Genomic DNA, 21,090 nt, shown 5'->3' with positions numbered 1-21,090 from the left:
ACCGGGGCCGCCGGTGGGACCTCCCCTGCCTGCGGGGCGGGTCTGCTGGGAAGATGACCGTCGCCCCCGAACCGCCCACCATGGACCCGATCAGACTGCCGACCCCGCCGGCGCCACCCGGTCGCCCCGGCTTTCCCCTCATAGCCTGCGTGGCGCCCCTGGTTGCCGCCGGACTGATCTGGGGGATCACCGGGTCGGCGCTGGTGCTCGTCTTCGCGGTCCTCAGCCCGATCATCGCCGTCGCGGGGCTACTCGACGGGCGCCGGTCCACCTCGCGGCAGCGCCGCCGGGACGTCGCAGGCTACGCGGCCCAGATGGCCGAGGCACGGGATGCCGTCGATCAGGGTCTTGCCCGGCTGCGGCAAGAGGCCTGGAATGCCGCACCCGCGGCGCACTGGATGCTCCGCAACGCCCACGACGCCACCCGCTGGGCCGACCCGGCCACGGCCTCTCTCGTGCTCGGGGCCGGACCGGGCTTGAGCGGCCTGCGCCTGGAGGGCGGCGACAGCGCCGAGCAGCGCGAGCTGCGAGCCAGGGCGGCGGTGCTCACCGGCGCCCCCATCACGGTGGACCCGGCCGGCGGCATCGGACTCGTCGGACCCGGCCTGGTCGTCACGTCGCTCGCCCGCAGCCTGGTGGTGCAAATGGTGGGCCAGTTCAGCCCCCGCACCCTCGGTGTCCGGATTCCGGCCGGCGACGATTGGGCCTGGGCGGTCGGGCTTCCACACCGCTCGGCGGTGTCACCGGCCGGGTGGCTTACGATCACCGCGGGCACGCCAGAAAGGCCAAACCGGGCGGGTCAGCCCGGTCAGCCGGGGCAATCCGGCGGTGACTTCCGGATCGCGCTCGCCGAAGCCGGTGCCACGCTCCCGCCAGGCTGCGCGACCATCGTGCGGGTGCACGGGGCGAGCGAGGCGGAGCTCGTGCGAATGGGTGGGCATCCGGCCGGCCTGCACTTCGTGCCGCACCTGGTGGCCGAGCAGCAGACTGCCGGATTCGGTGCGATGCTCCGCCGTGAGGCGGAGGCGGCCGGGCTGGCCGGCTCTGGGGACGCCCTGCCGGAGACCGTCGCCTTCACACCGCTCTGTTCGGGGTGGGACGCTGATTCCGGCCGGGTTGCCGGCCGCACCGACGGGTCGCCGGGTGGCCTCGCCTGCGTCATCGGCGCGGGGGAGCAGGGACCCCTGAGCGTGGACCTGGTGGCCGATGGGCCGCACGCCCTCGTCGGCGGCACGACCGGCAGCGGCAAGAGCGAACTCCTCGTGACCTGGGTGGCGGCGCTGGCCGCCCGGTATCCGCCAAGCCAGGTCACCTTCCTGCTGGTCGACTTCAAGGGCGGAGCGGCGTTCGACACCGTGCGGGAGCTGCCGCACTGCGTTGGCCTGATCACCGACCTCGACGACCGCGACGCGCTCAGGGCCCTGGCCAGCCTCGCCGCCGAGCTGCGGCACCGGGAACGGGTGCTCCGCGACACCGGCAGTCGCGACATCACCGACCCGCGCAGCGCCGGCCGGCTGCCCCGCCTGGTCATCGTCGTCGACGAGTTCGCCACCATGCTGGACGCCTTTCCCACGCTGCACGCCCTGTTCGTGGACATCGCCGCACGCGGCCGGTCGTTGGGGGTTCACCTGGTGCTGTGCACGCAGCGGCCCGCCGGCGTGGTGCGGGACTCCCTGCTGGCCAATTGCAGCCTGCGGCTGTCGCTGCGGGTGAACAACGCCGCCGACAGCATGGCGGTGATCGGCTCCGACGCCGCCGCCCGGATCGACACCGGCCGGCCGGGGCGGTGCGTGGTGCGCCGGGGGCCGGCAGCCGCCCAGGCCTGCCAGGTGGCGACAACGACCGACGGCGACATCCAGGCCGTGCTGGATGCCCTGCCGGTGTCCACGCAACCACCGAGGCGGCCGTGGCTCGACCCGCTCCCGCGGCTGGTGACGGCAGGGCAGGTCGCCGCCCTCGCCGCCGAGGGGCCGCTGTCGCCGGCTTTCAAGCTGGGACTGGTCGATGAACCGGAGCTGCAGCGCTACACCGTGGCCGTGTACGACCCACGGGCCGACGGCCACCTGCTGGTGATGGGAGGTGCCGGCACGGGCAAATCGACGCTGCTGACGGCGATCGCGGCCCAGGCCCCACACCGGGTCGACCTCATCCCGGCCGACGTCGAAGCCACCTGGGACGCCCTGGTGCGGGCAAGGGCCGCACTCGACGGCCCGGCCGGCCCGGCGCCGGCAGGCGGCCGACGACACGACGCCGGCCCGGAATGCCGGGTGCTTTTGTTCGATGACATGGATGCCGTGCTCGCCCGCTGGGGCGAGGAACACCGTGCCGCCGCACTCGACCTGCTCATCGGGCTCCTTCGCGATGGTGCCCAGAGCGGGCTGCGCCTGGTGGTGACCGGGCAACGGCTCACCGGGGCGCTGCAGGCGCTGCCTGCCCTGTGCCAGAGCCGCCTGGTGCTGCGGCTGCCCAGCGTTTACGAGCACCAGGCCGTGGGGGAGTCGACAGCGAGCTACGACGAGACCGTGCCGCCCGGGGGCGGACTCTGGCGGGGTGCGCGCATCCAGCTGATGCAGGCCGAGCCCGCCGGGCGCAACCTGGAACCCGCCGCCGTCCCGTCCGTGCTCGACGAGGCGGGCGCGTCGGTGCTGCTCGTGGTCGCGGGGTCAGCCGCCCGTTCGGCCGCTGCGATCCGGGCGGCCGCCTCGCCGGCCTTCCCGCACGTCGCCCTGCTCGGCGCGCACCCGTCGGCTGGAGCCCGGGACGATCGCTTGGTAATCTCAGACGTCGCCGCCGGTACCGTGCTGGTGGGTGACGCGGACACCTGGCAGGCGCACTGGTCGTTGCTGACCGGGCTACGGGGCGTGGCGCCGTTGGTCTTCGATGGCGCCAGCCTGGCCGACTTCCGCCTGGTGACCCGCCGGCGCGACCTGCCCCCGGCACTGGCTCCGGCCGGTTCGAGGGGCTGGCTGGTGCGGCCCGACGGCACCGTGCATCGGGTGACAGTGCCGTAGCCTCTCGGGCAGCGGCTTAGGCGAGCACCTCGGCGACGGGCCGGAACGTCAGCGCATGGGCGGCGGCGACCGGCGCATTCGTCAGGGCCCCGCCGTAGGTGTTCAGCCCAAGCGCGAGCGCAGCGTCGGTGCGGAGCGCCTCACGCCAGCCCAGGTTCGCGATGGCGCGCACATAGGGCAGGGTGGCGTTGGTGAGGGCGTAGGTCGACGTGCTCGGCACGGCGCCCGGCATGTTGGCCACGCAATAGAACAGCGACCCGTGCACGGCAAAGGTGGGCTCGGTGTGCGTGGTGGCGTGGGTGTCGGCGAAGCAGCCGCCCTGATCGACCGCGATGTCCACGAGAACGCTGCCCGGCTTCATCCGCGACACCAGCTCGTTACTCACCAGCTTGGGCGCCTTCGCGCCCGGGATCAGCACGGACCCGATCACCAGGTCGGCCAGCACGAGCGCGGTGTCAATCTCGAACGCGTTCGAGGCGATGGTCTTCACCCTGCCGTAGTACTGGGTATCCAGCTCGCGGAGGCGGAAGAGGTTCGTGTCCAGGACGGTGACCTCGGCGCCCAGCCCGATCGCCACCTGCATGGCGGCGGTCCCGGCGACCCCGCCTCCGAGAATGGTGACCCTGGCCGGGTGGGTGCCCGGCACACCCGGCACCAGCAGGCCAGGCCCGCCGTTGGGCTTGAGCATGGCGTTCGCGCCGACGATCGGAGCCAGCCGGCCGGCGACCTCGCTCATGGGCGCCAGGAGGGGCAGCGACCGGCCGGGCAGCTGCACGGTCTCGTACGCGATGCCGGTGACGCCGGCCGTCAGCAGTGCCTGTGTGAGGCCGGCTTCCGCGGCCAGGTGGAGGTAGGTGAAGAGTATGAGGTCGTCCCTGAAGTAGGCGTACTCGCTCTGCACGGGTTCTTTTACCTTGAGCAGCAGCTCGGCCCCGGCCCAGGTGGATGCGGCGTCCGGCATGATCGTGGCGCCGGCGGAGCGGTACTGCGCATCCGTGATCGATGAGCCGACCCCCGCACCGGTCTCGACGAGGACCTCGTGGCCGTGCAACACCAGGTCGTGCACGCCGGCCGGGGTGATCGCCACCCTGAACTCGTTGTTCTTGATCTCGCGCGGGACTGCAATTCGCATGACGCTCCTGAGCCTGGTGGGGCAGGCTGGTTGGGGCCAGCCTGGGAGCACAGCCTACTGCCGCCGTCGTCTAACCGAGCCTGTCGCCGGGCGGTGGCGGCGCGGCGCCCGGTGGCGGGCCGGCGCCGTCCCCGTCGGAGGCCTGCCGGGTGAACGGCACCGTGCCGAGAACCTCCGAGGAGGTGCGCACCGGCCCGAGCGTGCGCTGACGCAGCGGGTCGCGGCGCAGGTCGACGTACAGCGATATACACAGGCCCATGATTATCAGCACGAATGGGGTCGCCGCCAGGATGGTGAAGGTCTGCAGCGCGCCCAGTCCGCCCACGAACAAGAGCACCGCGGCGACGGCGCCGGTGAGCACAGCCCAGAAAATCACCAGGGGCTTCCACGGCTCCTTCCGGCCCCGACTCGAGAGCGTCCCGAGCACGAGGGCACCGGCATCCGCCCCGCTGACGAAGAACACCGCCGTCAGCACCATCACCACCAGGGCCGAGCCGATGAAGAACGGGTATTGCTGCAGCGCCGCGAAGAACCCTGCCGCCTCGCTGCCGGTGCCGGCGATGTCAACCCCATTCAGCTGCAGATGCAGTCCGGCCCCGCCGAATACCACGAACCAAAGGATACTGACCGCCGTGGGCACCAGCAGCACACCGAGAACGAACTCGCGAATGGTGCGGCCGCGCGAGATCCGGGCGATGAATGTGCCCACGAACGGGGTCCAGGAGATCCACCACGCCCAGTAGAAGATGGTCCAGCTGGCCAGCCAGTCGCTGCCGCCGAACACCGCCGAATGGAAACTCATCGGCACGAGATCGGTCAGGTACGCGCCGACGGCCGACGGAAGCAGGTTCAGGATGAACACCGTCGGCCCGACCACGAAGACGAACACCACGAGCACGGCGGACAACACCATGTTCGTGTTGCTCAGCCACTTGATCCCCTTCGCGAGCCCGCTCGCGGCGGAGAACACGACGCCGACGGTCAACACGCAGATGATGATGATCGGCAGGGTCGTCCCCGGCTCCTCGGAGAAGGTGCCGGTGCGCAGCAGCGAGATGCCGGCCGCGATCTGCAGGGCGCCCAGACCGAGGGACGTCGCCGACCCGAACTTGGTACAGATGATCGCGAGAATGTCGATCGGCTTGCCCCAGCCCCTTGTCTCGATCCGCTCCTTGCCGAAAATGGCCTGGAACGGGGAACTCATCAGGTTGCCGCGGCCCATTCGATAGGTCGAATATGCCAGGGCCAGGCCGACAACCGAGTAGATCGCCCACGGGTGAAGTCCCCAGTGAAAAAACGTGTACGCCATTGCAGCGTTGGCGGCATCGGGACTGTTCGGCGCCGCATCGACGAAGGGCGGCGGCGAGGCCAGATGGGTGACCGGCTCGAAAACGCCGTAGAACATCAGCCCGATCCCCATGCCGGCGCTGAACATCATCGACACCCAGGAGAGCGTCGAGAACTCGGTGCCCTGCCCTTCGCGCGAGAGCGGAATGCTGCCGTACCGGCCGAACGCCAGAACCAGAGCAAAGATGACGAAGCCAGACGCGCCGAGAATGAACAGCCAACCCATGTTGCCGGTAACCCAGCCGAGGGCGGATGCCGCGGCGTCGCCTACGGCCTGGGTGAAGAGCACCCCGAGCAGGCAAACCAGCACGATGATACCGGCGGAGACGCCGAAGACGGTTTTGTCGACGGTGGCCCAACCCGCTCGGGCGGGTTCGCTGACCGCGTCACCGAAAGCGGACTCTGTACTGTCGTCGGAAGATTTCCTGGACATTTCTTTCCTCGCTGATCGAACACCCGTCGATCGATGCTCCGTGCGAACAAGCGAGATGAGCAAAAGACCTGCCCGCGGCGTCCCCCAACGCTACGCGGATGCGGGGGACATTACTATAGTTACCGCTATGGCTGATCTCGACGATCTCGAAACTGCCGGACCGGCGTTGTACACCGGGCGCGGGGATTCCGGGCGCACAACCTTCGGGCGGCACGGCGACGTCGCCAAGACCGACGTGCGCGTCGCCGCCTACGAAGACTGCGACGAGGCCAACGCTGCGGTGAGTGTGGTGATGGCGGTGGGCAATCTCCCGATCGGGATCACGTCCACCCTCGCCAGTGTGCAGAACGACCTGTTCGATCTGGTCGCCGACCTCGCCGTCCCGCTGGACGACCCGGTGGCCGCGACCGCACGGATCAGCGAATCGCACCTGACCCGCCTCGAGCGAGCGGTCGACCATTTCGAGCGGGAGGCCACCGACCTCAGCGGCCGCGTGCTTCCCGGCGGCACCGTGGCCGCCTCGCTGCTCTATCAGGCCCGCGCCGTCGTGCGGCGTGCCGAACGCACGGTATGGGTCGCGGTGGAAGCGCACCCTTCGACGGTCAGCCCGCTGTGTGCGCGCTATCTGAACCGTCTGTCAACGCTGATGTTTGTGCTGGCCCGGGGCGCGAACGCCGAGCACGGTGACGTGCAGTGGGCGCCCGAGGCGTCGGCGCTGGCTATGGCGCAGGAAGACGGCGACGACAGCCCAGGCGCCGCGGCCACTGACGGGGCGAGCGAACGTCCCTAGACGTAGCTGGCGCGGATCTGGCCGATCGGCTGGCCGCCGCCGTGCACGGCGACCTTCAGTTCGGGGATGATCGCGTCGATGTCGGCCCGACGCACGGCGCCGGCATCCGCCAGCAGGCTCAGCGCCACGACGGTGGCCGCGCGCAGGTTGCCGTCGAGGATCTTCAGCGCCACAGTGGTGCCGTTCTCGGCGGAGGCCACCATGATGCCCTCTGCTCCGCCCTTGACGAACAGGCCCAGGCGCTCGATCGTGATCGAGTCCGGCAGGCCGGGTCCGGCGATCACCCATCCGTTTTCCCGCACCGCCTCGGCCAGGAACCCGGCTTCACGGTAGATGGCGAACGGTGAGCTCGACTTCGATGTGGCGATGCGGGCTATGCCGCGGGCCAGGGCGGTCAACGACAGTGCGTGCACCGGCGCTCCGCACCCGTCGACGCCGGTCGCGGCCGGACGCTCGCCGGTGAATCGCTCGACGACGTCGAGAATGCGTTTCTGCAGCGGATGCTCCGGGTCGAGGTACCCGGTGATCGGCCAGTGATTCTGCACGCAGGCGACGAGCATCGCCGCGTGCTTGCCCGAGCAGTCTGAGTAGATCGGGGCGGGTCCGGCGCCCTGGCGCACCAGGGAGTCGCGAGTGCCCGAATCACCCGGCCAGGTGGGCGTGCAACCGAGGTCGGCCTCGGAGAGCCCGGCGCGGGCCAGGAGACCGCGCACCAGGTCGGTGTGCTTCTGGGTTCCGGAGTGGCTGGATGTCGCGATCGCGGCATCCTCTCCGCGTAACACCACGCCGCTAGCCATCACCGCGATGGCCTGGAACGGCTTCATCGACGAGCGTGGGAACACCGGAGCGTTGACGTCGCCGAGGGCGCGGAGCACGGCGCCGTCGCTGCCGAGGACGACCGCTGCCCCCGCGTGGCGAGATTCAATGAAGCCGGAGCGTTCCACGACGGCCAGTTCGACGGAGTCGATCACTTCGATGGTTCCCGCGGTGGCGGGGGCAGCGGCCCCGAAGGCGGCAGGCGTGGTCGACGTCGTCATGATCAGAGCGTCGCCATCGCGTCGTCGATGACCGACAGGGCATCGGCCAGGAGCGCGTCCGTCACGGCCAGGCTCGGCAGGAACCGCAGCACGTTGCCGTAGGTGCCGGCCGTGAGCAGCAGCACGCCGTGCTGCGCCGCGTAGGCCGCGATGGCGGTGACCGCGGCAGCGTTGGGCGCCTTGGTCGTGTTCTGGGTGCCGGGCTGCACGAGCTCGATGGCGATCATGGCGCCGCGGCCGCGGATGTCGCCGATGATGTCGTACTTGTCGGCCAGCGCGGTCAGACCGGCGCGAAGGGACTTCTCGATGCGCTGGCCCTCGGCCAGGAGGTTGTTGTTCTCGATCGCGTCGAACACCGCGATCGCGGCGGCGCAAGCGACAGGGTTGCCGCCGAAGGTGCCGCCGAGCCCACCGGGCTGCGACGCGTCGAGGATCTCGGCGCGGCCGGTCACGGCGGCCAGCGGCATGCCGCCGGCGATGCCCTTGGCCACCAGCACCAGGTCGGGCTCCCAGCCGAAGTGTTCGCTGGCGAAGTAGGCGCCGGTGCGGGCCATGCCGCTCTGGATCTCGTCGGCGATCATCACGACGCCGTTCGCGGTGCACCATTCCTGCAGCAGCGGAAGGTAGCCCTCGGCGGGAACCATGAAGCCGCCCTCGCCCTGGATGGGCTCGACGACCAGGCAGGCCAGGTCGCTTGCGCCGATGACCTTCTCCAGGTACGCGATGGTGCGCGCGGCGGCCTCGGCGCCAGAGAGACCGTCGTGATAGGGGTATGAGCTGGGGGCGTGGTAGACGTCGCCGGCCAACGGGCCGTAGCCGGTGGCGTACGGTGCGGCCTTGTAGTTCATCGCCATGGTGAGCACGGTGCGACCGTGGTACGCGTGGTCCAGTACGGCCACGGCGCGGCGGCCGGTGTACTTGCGGGCGATCTTCACACCGTTCTCCACGGCTTCGGCACCCGAGTTGATCAGCACGGTCTTCTTGGCGAAGCTGCCGGGGGTGTGCGCGGCGAGCAGCTCGGCGACGCGCACGTACTCCTCGTACGGCGTGATGGTGAACAGGGTGTGCACGAAGTCGTTCAGCTGGCCTGTCGCGGCCGCGACGACGCTGGACTCCGAGTGTCCGATCGTGGTCACGCCGATGCCGGCGCCCAGGTCGATGAACTGGTTGTCGTCGAGGTCGACGATGATCGCGCCGCTGGCCTTCTTGATGTAGACCGGCAGCGCGGAGCTGACGCCGGTGGAGACCGCGGCGAGGCGTCGCTGGTGCATCTCCGTCGATCGCGGGCCGGGAATGGCCGTTACGATCTTGCGTTCCTGGGTCACGGTGTAGACCGGGGACGAGGGGGCGGATGCGGCAGCGGAATCAGTCAGCGTGTCAGTCATGATCGCGCCAGTTTACCGCCCGCACGAGCGAGCAGTCGGGCCATTCCCTGCGAGAATTGCCAGCAAGAGTGAAACCCTAAGGAGACGCCATGATCGGTGCACATCACTACGCCGTGCAGATCCACTGGACCGGCAACCGGGGCACGGGCACCAGCAGCTATCGAGCGTACGGCCGCGACCATGTTCTCACCTCCTCAGGCAAGGAAGCGATCGCCGGATCGGCCGACCGCACCTTCCACGGCGACGCCGACCGGTGGAACCCCGAGGAGCTACTGCTGGGCGCACTCAGCCAGTGCCACCTGCTCTCCTACCTGCACGTTGCCGCCAAGCACGGGGTGGTCGTGGTCGGCTATTCCGACGACGCCATCGGCACCATGGCGCAGACCACGGATGGTGGTGGCCATTTCACGGCCGCCACCCTGCGCCCCCGGGTCACCATCGCCGACCCCGACCAGGCGGAGCTGGCCCAGTCCCTGCACGCTGAAGCATCCAAGGCCTGCTTCATCGCCGCGTCGGTCAACTTCCCGGTCGGCCACGAACCGGTCACCATCATCGCGGAGCCGGCCTCGCTGCTCTAGGCGGCGGAATTGAATGCGTGGCGATCGGGAGAGTCGCTGGTCCGCTCGTGCTCGACTACCACGCCAAACTGAGTCGGCCGGACCACGAAGCCTTTGTCTGAGGGTCGCTGGCCTCGGTAACCTTTGCTGACCACCAGCACCACGCCGACGCTCTGGTATCAGCTATTGTTCGGGCGGCCTGCGATGCGGGCACTCTTCGCTCGCCCTCCACACTCGCAAAAACGCGCCCATCCCGCTGGTCGAGGTTCTCGAGACCTGGCGGGATGGGCGCGTTTGTGGGCTGGCGCTTACTTCTGGCTGGCCGCGAACAGCGTGAAAGCCTCTTCGAGCACCGAGGCGGCGTCGTCGATGAGGGCGTCGGAGATGACCACCGATGGCATGATCCGCAGCACGGAGTCCCAGCTACCGGCATCCAGAACGATGACGCCGTTGGTGGTGGCGTGCTTGAGCACGAAGGCGAGCGCCTCGGGGAACGGCTTTTTGGTGCCGGGGTGCACGAGCTCCACGCCGAACATGGCGCCCTTGCCGCGCACATCGCCGACGATGTCGAATGTGTCTGCCCAGCCGCCGATGCGGGCCCAGAGGGCCTTCTCCACGCGCTTGGCCTCGTCCAGCAGGTTGTCGCGCTCGATGATGTCGAACACCGCCAGGGCCGCCGCGGTCGAGACCGGGTTGCCGCCGAAGGTGCCGCCGATGCCGCCGGGCTGCACGGCATCCATGATCTCGGCGCGGCCGGTGACGGCGGCCAGCGGGAATCCGCCGGCGATGCCCTTGGCCGTAGTGACCAAGTCAGGCACGACACCGTGGTGCTCGATGGCGTACCAGGCGCCGGTGCGGGCGATGCCGGCTTGGATCTCGTCGGAGACGAAGACGATGCCGTTCTCGGTGCAGAACTCGCTCAGGCGCTTGAAATAGCCGGGGGCGGGGATGACGATGCCACCGTCGCCCTGGATCGGCTCGACGAAGAACGCCGCGATCTCCGACGCGCCGATGTGGGTCTGGATGTAGTCGATGGTCTTTTCGGCCGCTTCCTCGCCGGACAGGCCGTCCTGGTAGGGGTAGCTGGTGGGCACGCTGTAGATCTCACCGGGGAACGGGCCCATGCCCGCGCGCTCCGGCCACGGGCGGTAGGTCATCGCCATGGTGAGGTTCGTGCGGCCGTGGAACGCGTGGTCCAGGCTCACGATGGCGCGGCGACCGGTGTACTTGCGGGCGATCTTCACCGCGTTCTCCACGGCTTCGGCTCCGGTGTTGACCAGGATCGAGTGCTTCACGAAGTCACCGGGGGTGATCTCGGCGAGCTTCTCGGCAACGCGCACGTAGTTCTCGTACGGAGTGACGGTGAACAGGGTGTGGGTGAGCTTGCCGGCCTGCATGGCGGCGGCCGCGGCGACATCCGGGTGGGCGTGGCCGATGGTGGTCACGCCGATGCCGCAACCCAGGTCGATGATCTGGTTGCCGTCCACGTCGACCAGGATCGCTCCGGCGCCATGGTCCATATAGATGTTGGCGAGGGTGCCCGCACCACGAGACACGGCGCGAACGCGTCGTTCCTGCAGCGCGATTGACCGTGGGCCCGGGAGGGCGGTGACGAGCTTGCGCTCCTGGCTGACCGAGAAGGAAGAAGACATGCCCCCCAGCTTACGGACGTCGGCTGGGTGGGCGCCCCGCGCAGTCCGGGCCAGCTGGGCATTCGTGCAGCCGACGACGGAGAACTTCGTCGGTGGTCGTCACGGTCAGCCTGCAGGTATCGCACGTGAATCCAGGTGGTGTGTCGGGGCGAGGCGGTGCCCCTGCTCGAGGGAACGGCCCCATGCTGTTCCCGCCAGGATGAGTGCGATACCGAAGCATCCAGCCAGGGCCACAGTGTCACGTGCGATCGCAACTCCGACGATTGCAGCCCAGATGGGCTCAGTTCCGAGGAGGAGGCTCACTCTCGATGGCGAGGTGCGCCGGACCGCCCAGGTTTGCACCAGGAACGCGAAGACCGTGCAAGCGAGAACGAGGTATGAGGAACAGGATCGCTCGTCCGGGGTCGAGGTGGGCCAGAAAATGCGGGATCGAGTCGCCGTAGACCAGTGAGGCCGCCGAGAAGAGTGTCGCGCAGGTGGCCAGTTGCACCGTCGTCAGGTGAAGCGAGTCCATCGGTGTGTTGCCGGTGAGGGTGAACATGGAGGTGACGTGGATGGCGCGAACGATTGCGGCAACGAGGATGAGGAGGTCGCCGAGGCTCGGCGTTTGGAATACGCCGTTGCTGGCGAGCAATGCAACCCCACTGATTGCAATCATTGCGGCAAGGAAAAACCTGCCGGGCAGTCGTCGACCGGATGCCGCGGAGTCGAGAATCGGGGGGAGTGAGACACGCATCATGCACCGGATCAACGAGTTCTCCGTGGCTGGCGCAGATCAGGGCGATAGTCGCGACTCTCACCCGCTGATCAACTCTCTACTCATGAGAGAGGAGCAGTCGGTCGGTACGTCGACTGGGCCCTCGTTCCGATGGACCAGGACTGGGCGGCCCGCTTGTTCGCAGGCCGCCTGCCGGCAATCCAGCGGACACCGTTACTCGACGAGTTCGGCGAGCTGACGGATGACCGTGCCCCAGCCGTCGTGGAAGCCGAGCTCCTCGTGCTGGACGCGGTCGGCGAGGTTGCGGTGCATCGCCGTCGCGGTGTATTCGGTGCCGTCGGGGTGATCCTGCATGGTGATCACGGCGGTCACGAACGAGGCGTCGGCCGGGCGCCAGCCGGCCACGAGGGCATCCGTGTAGACGATGCGCTCCAGCTCGTCGACCGCGAGAAAGCAGCCGGTGATGTGCGCTGCGAACTCGAGGCCTTGGTCGCTGATCTCGGTGCGGAAAGAGCCGCCCGGGCAGAGGTCCATCTCGCGAACCCGGCAGATCGTGGGCGCCGGCACCCACCAATGTTCGAACCGGGCCGGCTCGGCCCAGGCCGCCCAGACCGTGGCGCGTGGGGCCCGGATGATGCGGGAAACGGTGAGGTCAAGTTCGGAGTGAGCGGACGCAGTCATGAGAGAGTCTCCGTGTCGAGGCGGGTGTCGGGGTCGGCGGCGGTGACGAACTGCTCGAGGCGGTCGGTGCGGCCCGCCCAGATGCCGCGCTGTTCGCTGAGCCAGCTCTCGATCGCGTCGAAAGAGGCGCGTTCGAGCGTGCAGACGCGCACGCGTCCGGTCTTGCGGGTCGTGATCAGCCCCGTCTTTTCCAGGTAGCCGATGTGCTTCATGAACGAGGGGAGCGCCATACCGAATGGAGCGGCGAGTTCACCGATGCTCGCAGGCCCGGTGCCCAGCCGGCGGAGCACGGCCCGGCGGGTGGGGTCGGAGACGGCGGCGAAGACACCGTCTAGTCTTGAATACTGAGCCATGCGGCTAAGTTAGCCGACACTTGTCACTAAGCGCAAGGGCTAAGTATAAAAGCTACCGGAGCTCCCGCCACCAGATGGCGCGCTTGACGCGCTGCACCACTGTCGTCGGCGGTGATTCGTTGTAGCTGTGCGCCAGTTCCTGCCCGGTCAGCTCATGGATCGCTGCCATGATCTCGTCGGTGGCCTTGCGGCGGGCGCGGCCAGAGTCGGGGGCGCCGTGCACGCTCACGTCGATCGGCTCGCCGAACTTCACGCTGATGCGGCGGATGCGTGGCATCTTCGAGCCCACCGGCATGATCTCCTCCGTGCCGATCAGGCCGACCGGAACCACGACGGCGCCGGTGGTGAGGGCGAGCCAGCCCACTCCGGTGCGGCCGCGGTACAGCCGACCGTCGAGTGACCGGGTGCCCTCCGGGTAGATCGCGAAGGCGCTGTCCGACTCGAGGATGTCCTTGCCGGCGTCGAGGGCGACCTGGGCGGCCTGGCCGGCGCCCCGTTCGACACCGACGGCGCCGATGGAGGTGAAGAACTGGCGCGAGACCCAGCCCTTGAAGCCTGTACCGGTGAAGTACGTGGACTTGGCCAGGAACTGCACCCGCCGCGGGGCGGTGAGCGGAATAACGATGCTGTCGATGAACGACAGGTGGTTGCTGGCCAGGATCACCCGGCCCTCGCGGGGGATGTTCTCCTTGCCCGTGATGCGCGGCCGGAAGACCAGGCGGGCGATGGGCGCCATGATGCCGTAGCCGAGGAAGTAGACGAACCCCGGTCGCTTGGTCTTCACCGGCGTCTCGACGATCTCGTCGGCCGCCGGCACCTGTTCGACGGGGGCTCCCGGCGCGGTTTCGGGCTCGGATGCTGGGTCGTGCTTGGCTCCGGTCACTCAACGACCCTACAGCGCGAGGTAAGTCGCGCCGGGCATATATCCACGGTGCGCCTAGCATGGGGGCGTGCAGCGAATCATCATTCTCGGGTCCACGGGCTCCATCGGAACCCAGGCGCTCGACGTCATCAAGGCCAACCCGACCCGCTTCGAGGTGGTCGGCCTGTCGGCTGGCAGCAACCGCGTACTGTTGGCCGAGCAGGCCGCCGCGTTCAACGTCGACGACACGGCCGTCGGTGCCGCCGAGGCCGAGCAGCTGGTGCGGGATGTCGACGCCGACGTCGTGCTCAACGGCATCACCGGGTCGGTCGGGCTGGGCCCGACCCTCGCCGCACTCAAGGCCGGCCGCACCCTGGCGCTGGCCAACAAGGAGTCCCTCATCGTCGGCGGCGACCTGGTCAAGGCGCTCGCCGCGCCCGGCCAGATCGTGCCCGTCGACTCCGAACACTCCGCCATCGCGCAGGCACTCCGCTCCGGCACCGCCGACGAGGTGCGCCGACTGGTGCTCACCGCCTCCGGCGGCCCGTTCCGCGGGCGCAGCCGCGCCGAAATGACCGACGTGACCCCGCGCGAGGCACTCGCACACCCCACCTGGGACATGGGCCTGGTCATCACCACCAACTCGGCCACCCTGGTGAACAAGGGACTCGAGGTCATCGAGGCGCACCTGCTCTTTGACGTGCCCTACGACCGAATCGACGTGGTCGTACACCCGCAGTCGCTCATCCACTCGATGGTCGAATTCATCGACGGCTCCACCATCGCCCAGGCATCGCCGCCGAACATGCGCCTGCCCATCTCGCTGGGCCTGGACTGGCCCAACCGGGTGGCCGCGGTCGGCGTGCCGATCGACTGGACCACCCCGCACACCTGGACCTTTGAACCCCTCGACGACGAGGCATTCCCCGCCGTAGAGCTGGCCAAGCAGGTCGGCCGCGCTCGCGCCACCTACCCGGCCGTGTTCAACGCCTCCAACGAGCAGGCGGTGCTGGCCTTCCACGCCGGCCGGATCGGCTATCTCGACATCGTCGACACCGTGCAGCGAGTCGTGGAGGCCCACGAGGCGCAGGGCGAGCTGACCCTCGAATCCCTCGCCGAGGCCGAACGCTGGGCACGGGCAAGGGCCGACACCATCATCGATACGATCGCCCGCTGACCCCCGCGCCGACTACGACCCGCTGTAGCTCTCCGCCACGGTGACCAGGGCCGCATCCCACGGCGTGGCGGCGACGCCGAGCTCGCGCTCGGTCTCGGCGGAATCGATCACGTACGGCACCTGGAACTGGTAGCTGGACTTGTAGACCTCGCGCATCAACGGGCTGACAGCGCCGAGTGAGCGCAGCATCCACGAGGGGTACCCGGCCACGGTGCCGTGACTGCCGTTGCGCGCATTCAGCTGCCCGGCGATGTCGGTGCGGCTGTGGGCGCCGCTCGGCACGTGCCAGAGGCGACCCCACGCCCCGGAATACCCGGCCGCGGCGATCATCGTGGCGGCGATATCCGGGAGATAGCTCCAGCTGTGCACGAGATCGGGCCGGCCGACGACCCTGGCGGTCTTGGATGCCAGCACCGCGTCGAAGAACCCCTGGCCCAGGTGGGCGGTCCCGCTCACGCCGGCGCCGAAGTAGTCGCTTGCGCGCACCTCCACGGCCCGGATCTCGCCTCGCTCATGCGCGTCCCGCACCCGGCGCCAGCCGTCGCGGCGAATAAGGCCCTTTGATTCCGTCGTGGTCTCGGGGGAGTGCTCGGTCATCGGCCCGGTCGGCGATCCGTAGGGGTAGAGGTTTCCCATCACCACCAGGCTGGCGCCCGTGACGGATGCCGCGGCGATCGCCGCCGCGAAAACCGGCGGCCACCGCCGCGCCCAGTCCGGGTATGGGGGATTGGTGCACAGGAAGATGGTCTGCATCCGCTCTGCCGCGATGCAGAACGCGACTGGGTCTGACGCGTCAAGCACGCGGGCGAGGGCGCCGGCCACGGGGCTGCCGGAACGGGTGGCCACGGTGACATCGTCACCGCGGGCCACGAGCTGGCGGGCCAGTTCCCCGCCGATCCAGCCGGCTCCGACGATGAGGTGCTGGGGCATGGGATCCTCCGGGAAGAGTGGGCCGACGGGGACAGGCTACCGGGTCGGGGACCGTGCCGCTCCTCAGTCGTCTCCTTAGCCGCGGTCGCCGGACTCGCCGGACTCGCCGGAGTTGTCGGGCTCGTCGGGCTCGTCGGGCCCGTCGGTGGGTTCGGGCTCGGGGCGGGAGCCTGGGTGGCCGGGACCTCCGGCTCGGTGGTGCGCTGCGACGGGTCGTTCGGCGTTTCGGTGGAGGGAATGGGGGTGTCGGGGATCGTCGGTGCCGCGGGGGTCGAGGCCGCGAGCGCTGCGACCAGGTCAGCGTCGACGAGGGCGATGGCAGCGTGGATCCTCGCCGCCTGAGCCTCGGTGAGCCTGCCGTCCGTGACGGCAGCGTCCACCGCGGCCTTCAACTCGGACGCGGCGGACTGCGCGCCCGCGTAACCCCATCCGCAGCGGCTGTCGTCACCGCGAGAACGGCGGCCTGCAGGTGCACCGTCGTGCCGGCCGGCACGCCGGGCGCGCCGCTCGTGCACCCCACTAGCGTGCCCGCGACCACAAGAGCGGCCGCAGCACCGGTTCGGATGCGGCTGCCCAGCGTGACAGGGTGTCGACGATTCACGGGTCGACGCTCTCTTGCAGCTGCTCGAGGTGGTCTCCGAGCTGACCGTCGACCGCCGGATACTCCGGCGGTTCCGGAGCCGGCTCCGTGTGGGGAACAACGAACAACACGGCGGCCGCGGTGAGCAGCGCCACCAGGACTCCGCTGACCACGAGCGGCCACCGGCGCGACGTGCGTGACCGGCGCGAGTGGGCTGCGCGCTCGTCTTGCGGCGTCGGCGTCGTCGCTGGGACGTCAGGTGTCACATCACGCTGCAGCGTCGTCGGCAGGTCAAGCGGTCGGGTGGCGCCGACCTCTCGCGCCACGGCAGCTGGCAGCTCCGGGCCGGCCGGGGGAACGTCGGCGGAGGGGACCAGGGCGAGCAGCCGACCGGCGGCCTCAGCGGGCCGGAGACGATCCTCAGCGTCGCGCGCCGTCATCCCGGTCAGCAGTGCGCGCCACTCGGCGCCGTGCGGTGGGCAGCGTCGAACAGCCGGGCGATCCCTAAGTCGGCGAGCTTGGCGCGGACGAATCTGCCCGGGAAATCCGACGGTGCCAGCAGCACGTTCGCGGGCTTGATGTCACGGTGGGTGATTCCCAAGGAACCCATGCAGTGCAGGGCCTCACACAAATCGGAACCCAGCCTCGCGACCTCGCCAGGGTCCATCGGGCCGGCCAGGAGGTGGCTGCGGAGATCCGTGCCATCGACGAACTCGGTCGCGATGAACGACCGCGGGACACCGTCGACCGCCTCGACGCCGGAGTCATACAGCGTGACGAGGGCGAAGTGATTGAGATGGGCCAGTACCGCCCACCTCGTCGCTGTGCCGCGCCGACCCGGCACCATCGGCAGCATCGAATCGCATCAGCTTCACGGCGACGGTGCGTCCCAGGGCCAAATCAGACGCCTGGTAGACCACAGCCATCCCACCCGACCCGATCAATTTATCGAGGCGGTATCGATTCGCGAAACGCCTAGTCGCACTCGTCACTGTTCTCGCAGTCGGTGTCTGTCGTATCCTGGCCGGGCGCCACGGGCGTGGGAGCTGCCGCTTGCGTCACGGTCGGAGTCGGAGTGCCGCTGCCGTTAGTCTTCGTTCTTTTTGCCCTTGTCATTGTCTTTGTTGTCGTCTTTACCCTTGTCGTCGTCATCGTCAGCAGGCGTGCTGACCGGCTCGGGTGCCGGCGCCTCCACCGGCGCTTCCACTGGTGCGCTCGCAGCGATCGAAGCCGCGAGGTCGGCCCCCACGAGGTCGATGGCCGTCTGAATCTCGGTGGCCCGTGCCGCGGTGACGGCGTCTTCGGCCGACGCGGCGGTCAGGGTGGCCTGCACGGTGCCGAGCTCGGCCTGCGCCGTCGCGAAGTCCCCGGCGGCGGCCGCGGAGCTCACCGCGAGGACGCCGTCCTGCAGCTCGGCCGCCGTGCCGGCGTCCAGCGCGGCGGTGGCGCCTGCGCAGCCGGCGAGCAGGCCGCCGGCGAGGCCGATGCCGGCCACGGCGAGGACGAGCCGGGCGCGCTTGGTGCGGAAGGTCCGGGTGGCGATCATGGGTTCACGCTCTCTTGAAGCTGCTGGAGGTGGGTGCCGAGGTCGCCTTCGACCACGGGGTACGCGGGCGGCTCGGGGGCCGGATCGCCCGGCTGCACAATGAACACCAGAGCGATGACCGCGGCCAGCGCGATGAGTGCCCCAATAATCAGCGGTCGTCGGCCGAACCTGGACGAACGACGGGTCCGCTTGCCGGCGGCCGGCACCGTGGCTCCCGCCGGTTGCAACACCGCCGTGCGGTCCTGCCGCGCGGTCGCGTTCAGGCGCTCCGTCTGCGCTGTGAGATCCGCCGGGCCGGCGGAGGGGAGCACCCGAGTGGGCTCGTCGCCGGTGGCCGCGGGCATCCTCTCGGTGGGAGTCGCGGGGGCTGCGTTCATGGGCGCGATGTTCATCGGCGCAGCACCGGCAGCCATCACCTTGGTCGAGTCGTCCTCCGATGCCGGTCCCGCGGCGAAGGAGGACTCGGTCGACCCTGCGGGAACAAGCTCGCGCAGGCGCACCGCGGCTTCCGCTGACGTTAGTCGGTCGGCCGGTTCGCGGGCGGTCATGCCGGCGAGCACGGCGCACCACTCGGCGCCGAGCTCCGCGGGGATCTCCGGCTGGCGTTGCAGCCGGGCCATGGCCGATTCGATCGCCGTGCCCGGGTAGCTGCGGGTGGCGGTGAGGCTCTCGAGAAGCACCAGGCCGAGGGAGTACACGTCGCTGGGAGGCCCGATCGGCTGGCCCAGCGCCTGTTCGGGGCTGAGATAGCCGGCGGTGCCGAGCACCGACCCTGTGCGGGTGAGGTGGGTGGCGTCGAAGAGCCGGGCGATGCCGAAGTCGGCCAGCTTCGCGTGCGAAACCCGGCCGGGAAAGTCCGACGGGGCCAGCAGCACGTTGGCGGGCTTGATGTCCCGGTGGATGATGCCTCTCGCGTGCACGTAGTGCAGCGCTTCGGCAAGGTCGGCGCCCATCCGGGCCACCTCGGCAGAGGCCACCGCGCCCTCGTTGATGCGGCTGCGCAGGTCGGAACCGTCGACGTATTCCATCACGATGAACGAACGGGTGACGCCATCGACGTATTCGGTACCGGCGTCGAACAGGGTGACCAGCGCGAAGTGGTTGAGGCTGGCGAGCACCATGACCTCGCCGCTCTGTCGTTGCGGGCCTGAATCGTCGGCGGTGTCCATCCGGAACAGCTTGAGCGCGACGGTGCGGCCCAGGGCCAGGTCGGCGGCTTCGTAAACGGTGGCCATGCCACCGGTGCCGATCAGCCGGTCCAGACGGAACCTGTCGGCGAGGACCAGCCCGATCAGGCTGTCTGACCGCGACGGATCGCGAAGCGGTTCGGTCGGTGCAGACAGGGAGGGCCTCCGGGGCAGTGAATCGGGATGTTCGCGGGTGAGTGGCAATTCTGTACGACGAGCCGGTGCCGGTCAACGACCAGCCGACTTGCAGCTAGAGAAGGATAATCTACGGATGTGGAAACCGTGCTGTTATATATTCTGGGCGTAGCCGTGGTCGTCGTTGGCCTCGCGCTCTCCATCGGCCTGCACGAGATCGGCCACCTGGTGCCGGCCAAGCTGTTCGGCGTCAAGGTCACCCAATACATGATCGGCTTCGGGCCCACAGTGTGGTCCAGACGCAAGGGCGAGACCGAGTACGGCGTCAAGGCGCTTCCCCTCGGCGGATACATCTCGATGATCGGCATGTTCCCGCCCTCGAATGGCGGCGTCGCCCGAGCCAACAGCACCGGGTTCTTCAACCAGCTGGTGCAGGAGGGCGAACCCACCAAGAAGCCCGGCGCCCTGGGCACCATGGTCGAGGACGCCCGCCAGGCCAGCGCCGACACCATCGGCGAGGGCGAAGACCACCGCGCCTTCTACAAACTGCCGGTGTACAAGCGGGTCATCGTCATGCTCGGCGGGCCCACGATGAACCTGCTCATCGCCGTGGTGCTTTTCGGCGTGCTGCTGATGGGCTTCGGCACCACCCAGGCCAGCACCACCGTCGGCAGTGTCAGCGCCTGTGTGCTGCCCGCCACCAGCGACCGGCAGACCTGCGCCGAGGGTGACGAGGCCGCGCCAGGCGCAGCCGCCGGCCTCAAGCCCGGCGACCGTCTGGTGAGTATCGACGGCACCGCGATCACCAGCTGGGACCAGTCCACCGAGATCATCCGCGAGTCCTCCGGCACGCCCCTGCAGGTGATCGTCGAACGCGGCGGCGCCGAGCAGACGCTGGTCATCACCCCGAAACTCACCGAGCGCTACGTCACCGACGACGCCAACGAGATCGTCATCGACGCCAGCGGCACCCCGCAAACCATCGAGGTCGGTTTCGTCGGCATCGGCCCTGCAGGCGAACTCGTGCAGCAGCCCATCACCGCCGTGTTGCCAGCCGTCGGCGAGAACATCTCCGGCGTCTTCCACATGATCCTGAACCTGCCCCAGCGCTTGATCGACGTGGCCAATGCCGCGTTCGGCCCGGGGGAGCGGGACCCTAACGGCCCGATCAGCGTGGTCGGTGTCGGCCGGGTCGCCGGCGAGATCGCCAGCATCGACACCATCCCGTTCGACAGCAAGGCCGCGAGCCTGATCGGCCTGCTCGCCTCGCTCAACATCGCGCTGTTCGTCTTCAACCTGGTGCCGCTGATGCCCCTGGACGGCGGCCACGTCGCCGGAGCCCTGTGGGAGGGCATCCGCCGGTGGTTCGCCAAGCTGTTCAAGCGCCCCGACCCGGGCCCCGTCGACACGGCCAAGCTCATGCCGCTGACCTTCGCCGTCGTGGTTGTGCTCGGCGGCATGAGCCTGCTGCTCATCTACGCAGACATCGTCAAGCCGATCAACCTGTTCGGCTGACCTCGCACCCCGCCCGCTCGGGAAGGGTTCAGTTTCACCGGATGCCCGACGCGTAAGCTACA

The 21,090-nt window shown here is 69.2% G+C and carries 21 protein-coding genes; 6 read left to right on the top strand and 15 right to left on the bottom strand.

Annotated features, from left to right (window positions below; translation table 11 throughout):
* Nucleotides 1–53: 53 nt before the first annotated feature.
* Nucleotides 54–3,011: an FtsK/SpoIIIE domain-containing protein gene (locus tag E3O42_RS13025; protein ID WP_134454341.1), complete on the top strand. Its 2,958-nt coding sequence runs from the start codon at nucleotides 54–56 to the stop codon at nucleotides 3,009–3,011.
* Nucleotides 3,012–3,027: 16 nt separating this feature from the next.
* On the opposite strand, the gene ald is transcribed toward E3O42_RS13025, so the two are convergent.
* On the bottom strand, nucleotides 3,028–4,143 hold the full coding sequence (gene ald / locus E3O42_RS13020; RefSeq protein ID WP_134454340.1) for an alanine dehydrogenase: 1,116 nt from the start codon (nucleotides 4,141–4,143) through the stop codon (nucleotides 3,028–3,030).
* Between the two features lie 70 nt (nucleotides 4,144–4,213).
* A complete protein-coding gene (locus tag E3O42_RS13015) occupies nucleotides 4,214–5,923 on the bottom strand; it encodes a BCCT family transporter (protein WP_134454339.1) in 1,710 nt (569 codons plus the stop codon).
* 127 nt (nucleotides 5,924–6,050) lie between these two features.
* Here E3O42_RS13015 and E3O42_RS13010 point away from each other — a divergent pair, with 127 nt between their 5' ends.
* Nucleotides 6,051–6,713, top strand: coding sequence for a cob(I)yrinic acid a,c-diamide adenosyltransferase (locus E3O42_RS13010; RefSeq protein ID WP_134454338.1), 663 nt, complete (start codon nucleotides 6,051–6,053; stop codon nucleotides 6,711–6,713).
* Here E3O42_RS13010 and E3O42_RS13005 read toward each other — a convergent pair.
* Both E3O42_RS13005 and gabT read right to left on the bottom strand, forming a co-directional pair.
* Nucleotides 6,710–7,750 (bottom strand): asparaginase, encoded by a 1,041-nt coding sequence (locus E3O42_RS13005; protein ID WP_134454337.1) that lies wholly within the window; start codon nucleotides 7,748–7,750, stop codon nucleotides 6,710–6,712. The two genes, E3O42_RS13010 and E3O42_RS13005, sit on opposite strands and share 4 nt — an antisense overlap.
* A gap of 2 nt (nucleotides 7,751–7,752) precedes the next feature.
* Nucleotides 7,753–9,135: a 4-aminobutyrate--2-oxoglutarate transaminase gene (gene gabT, locus E3O42_RS13000; RefSeq protein WP_134454336.1), complete on the bottom strand. Its 1,383-nt coding sequence runs from the start codon at nucleotides 9,133–9,135 to the stop codon at nucleotides 7,753–7,755.
* An 89-nt stretch (nucleotides 9,136–9,224) separates the two neighbouring features.
* Between gabT and E3O42_RS12995 the strand changes: the two genes are divergently transcribed.
* Complete coding sequence (locus E3O42_RS12995) at nucleotides 9,225–9,713, top strand: OsmC family protein (RefSeq protein WP_134454335.1); 489 nt, start codon at nucleotides 9,225–9,227, stop codon at nucleotides 9,711–9,713.
* 287 nt (nucleotides 9,714–10,000) lie between these two features.
* Here the strand turns inward: E3O42_RS12995 and E3O42_RS12990 are convergent, their stop codons facing one another.
* The 6 genes from E3O42_RS12990 to E3O42_RS12970 form a co-directional block, all read right to left on the bottom strand.
* The gene (locus tag E3O42_RS12990) at nucleotides 10,001–11,344 is read right to left on the bottom strand and encodes an aminotransferase class III-fold pyridoxal phosphate-dependent enzyme (RefSeq protein ID WP_166787994.1); all 1,344 of its coding nucleotides are present in this window, start codon (nucleotides 11,342–11,344) and stop codon (nucleotides 10,001–10,003) included.
* Nucleotides 11,345–11,449: 105 nt separating this feature from the next.
* Entirely contained in the window at nucleotides 11,450–11,689 is a 240-nt protein-coding gene (locus E3O42_RS18980) for an EamA family transporter (RefSeq protein ID WP_478213365.1), read from the bottom strand.
* The gene (locus E3O42_RS18605) at nucleotides 11,625–12,002 is read right to left on the bottom strand and encodes a hypothetical protein (protein ID WP_241984822.1); all 378 of its coding nucleotides are present in this window, start codon (nucleotides 12,000–12,002) and stop codon (nucleotides 11,625–11,627) included. Before E3O42_RS18605 ends, E3O42_RS18980 begins: the two co-directional genes overlap by 65 nt.
* Before the next feature lie 273 nt (nucleotides 12,003–12,275).
* A complete protein-coding gene (locus E3O42_RS12980) occupies nucleotides 12,276–12,743 on the bottom strand; it encodes an SRPBCC family protein (RefSeq protein WP_134454333.1) in 468 nt (155 codons plus the stop codon).
* Nucleotides 12,740–13,096, bottom strand: a complete 357-nt coding sequence (locus E3O42_RS12975) for an ArsR/SmtB family transcription factor (RefSeq protein ID WP_134454332.1) — start codon at nucleotides 13,094–13,096, stop codon at nucleotides 12,740–12,742. The genes E3O42_RS12980 and E3O42_RS12975 overlap by 4 nt, the downstream gene beginning before the upstream one ends.
* A gap of 52 nt (nucleotides 13,097–13,148) precedes the next feature.
* Entirely contained in the window at nucleotides 13,149–13,832 is a 684-nt protein-coding gene (locus E3O42_RS12970; RefSeq protein WP_134454392.1) for a lysophospholipid acyltransferase family protein, read from the bottom strand.
* Nucleotides 13,833–14,046: 214 nt separating this feature from the next.
* Here E3O42_RS12970 and E3O42_RS12965 point away from each other — a divergent pair, with 214 nt between their 5' ends.
* Nucleotides 14,047–15,135, top strand: coding sequence for a 1-deoxy-D-xylulose-5-phosphate reductoisomerase (locus tag E3O42_RS12965; RefSeq protein WP_134454331.1), 1,089 nt, complete (start codon nucleotides 14,047–14,049; stop codon nucleotides 15,133–15,135).
* A 12-nt stretch (nucleotides 15,136–15,147) separates the two neighbouring features.
* Here the strand turns inward: E3O42_RS12965 and E3O42_RS12960 are convergent, their stop codons facing one another.
* Nucleotides 15,148–16,065, bottom strand: a complete 918-nt coding sequence (locus tag E3O42_RS12960; RefSeq protein ID WP_134454330.1) for a Rossmann-fold NAD(P)-binding domain-containing protein — start codon at nucleotides 16,063–16,065, stop codon at nucleotides 15,148–15,150.
* Nucleotides 16,066–16,239: 174 nt separating this feature from the next.
* Here E3O42_RS12960 and E3O42_RS18065 point away from each other — a divergent pair, with 174 nt between their 5' ends.
* Nucleotides 16,240–16,407 carry a hypothetical protein gene (locus E3O42_RS18065; RefSeq protein ID WP_166787993.1) on the top strand — a complete coding sequence of 56 codons (168 nt, stop codon included), beginning with the start codon at nucleotides 16,240–16,242 and terminating at the stop codon, nucleotides 16,405–16,407.
* 255 nt (nucleotides 16,408–16,662) lie between these two features.
* Here the strand turns inward: E3O42_RS18065 and E3O42_RS12950 are convergent, their stop codons facing one another.
* From E3O42_RS12950 to E3O42_RS12935, 4 genes are all read right to left on the bottom strand, one after another.
* A complete protein-coding gene (locus E3O42_RS12950; protein ID WP_134454328.1) occupies nucleotides 16,663–17,085 on the bottom strand; it encodes a hypothetical protein in 423 nt (140 codons plus the stop codon).
* A gap of 5 nt (nucleotides 17,086–17,090) precedes the next feature.
* Entirely contained in the window at nucleotides 17,091–17,501 is a 411-nt protein-coding gene (locus E3O42_RS12945) for a protein kinase domain-containing protein (RefSeq protein ID WP_134454327.1), read from the bottom strand.
* Between the two features lie 231 nt (nucleotides 17,502–17,732).
* Nucleotides 17,733–18,191: a hypothetical protein gene (locus tag E3O42_RS12940; RefSeq protein ID WP_134454326.1), complete on the bottom strand. Its 459-nt coding sequence runs from the start codon at nucleotides 18,189–18,191 to the stop codon at nucleotides 17,733–17,735.
* Nucleotides 18,188–19,582, bottom strand: a complete 1,395-nt coding sequence (locus tag E3O42_RS12935) for a serine/threonine-protein kinase (protein ID WP_241984821.1) — start codon at nucleotides 19,580–19,582, stop codon at nucleotides 18,188–18,190. The genes E3O42_RS12940 and E3O42_RS12935 overlap by 4 nt, the downstream gene beginning before the upstream one ends.
* A 69-nt stretch (nucleotides 19,583–19,651) precedes the next feature.
* Here E3O42_RS12935 and E3O42_RS12930 point away from each other — a divergent pair, with 69 nt between their 5' ends.
* Nucleotides 19,652–21,028: a M50 family metallopeptidase gene (locus E3O42_RS12930; protein WP_198414138.1), complete on the top strand. Its 1,377-nt coding sequence runs from the start codon at nucleotides 19,652–19,654 to the stop codon at nucleotides 21,026–21,028.
* Nucleotides 21,029–21,090: the final 62 nt, after the last annotated feature.

Origin of the sequence: Cryobacterium adonitolivorans, from assembly GCF_004402695.1 — a bacterium.
GTDB lineage: Bacteria > Actinomycetota > Actinomycetes > Actinomycetales > Microbacteriaceae > Cryobacterium > Cryobacterium adonitolivorans.
This window is presented reverse-complemented; position numbering and strand designations above follow the sequence as displayed.